The 949-nt window shown below is 55.3% G+C and carries 1 protein-coding gene; it reads left to right on the plus strand.

The features are described from left to right. Window positions 1-27: 27 nt before the first annotated feature. Window positions 28-949 (plus strand): DNA-binding transcriptional repressor LacI (lacI, locus tag R2R70_RS18825; protein WP_410978726.1); only part of this gene is annotated, 922 nt, incomplete at its 3' end.

Consider the following 949-nt stretch of genomic DNA (forward strand, 5'->3'; position numbering starts at 1 on the left):
GAAGAGAGTCAATTCAGGGTGGTGAATGTGAAACCAGTAACGTTATACGATGTCGCAGAGTATGCCGGTGTCTCTTATCAGACCGTTTCCCGCGTGGTGAACCAGGCCAGCCACGTTTCTGCGAAAACGCGGGAAAAAGTGGAAGCGGCGATGGCGGAGCTGAATTACATTCCCAACCGCGTGGCACAACAACTGGCGGGCAAACAGTCGTTGCTGATTGGCGTTGCCACCTCCAGTCTGGCCCTGCACGCGCCGTCGCAAATTGTCGCGGCGATTAAATCTCGCGCCGATCAACTGGGTGCCAGCGTGGTGGTGTCGATGGTAGAACGAAGCGGCGTCGAAGCCTGTAAAGCGGCGGTGCACAATCTTCTCGCGCAACGCGTCAGTGGGCTGATCATTAACTATCCGCTGGATGACCAGGATGCCATTGCTGTGGAAGCTGCCTGCACTAATGTTCCGGCGTTATTTCTTGATGTCTCTGACCAGACACCCATCAACAGTATTATTTTCTCCCATGAAGACGGTACGCGACTGGTCGTGGAGCATCTGGTCGCATTGGGTCACCAGCAAATCGCGCTGTTAGCGGGCCCATTAAGTTCTGTCTCGGCGCGTCTGCGTCTGGCTGGCTGGCATAAATATCTCACTCGCAATCAAATTCAGCCGATAGCGGAACGGGAAGGCGACTGGAGTGCCATGTCCGGTTTTCAACAAACCATGCAAATGCTGAATGAGGGCATCGTTCCCACTGCGATGCTGGTTGCCAACGATCAGATGGCGCTGGGCGCAATGCGCGCCATTACCGAGTCCGGGCTGCGCGTTGGTGCGGATATCTCGGTAGTGGGATACGACGATACCGAAGACAGCTCATGTTATATCCCGCCGTTAACCACCATCAAACAGGATTTTCGCCTGCTGGGGCAAACCAGCGTGGACCGCTTGCTGCAACTCT

It is taken from the genome of Cobetia sp. SIMBA_158, from assembly GCF_046566945.1.
GTDB classification, from domain to species: Bacteria; Pseudomonadota; Gammaproteobacteria; order Pseudomonadales; family Halomonadaceae; genus Cobetia; species Cobetia amphilecti.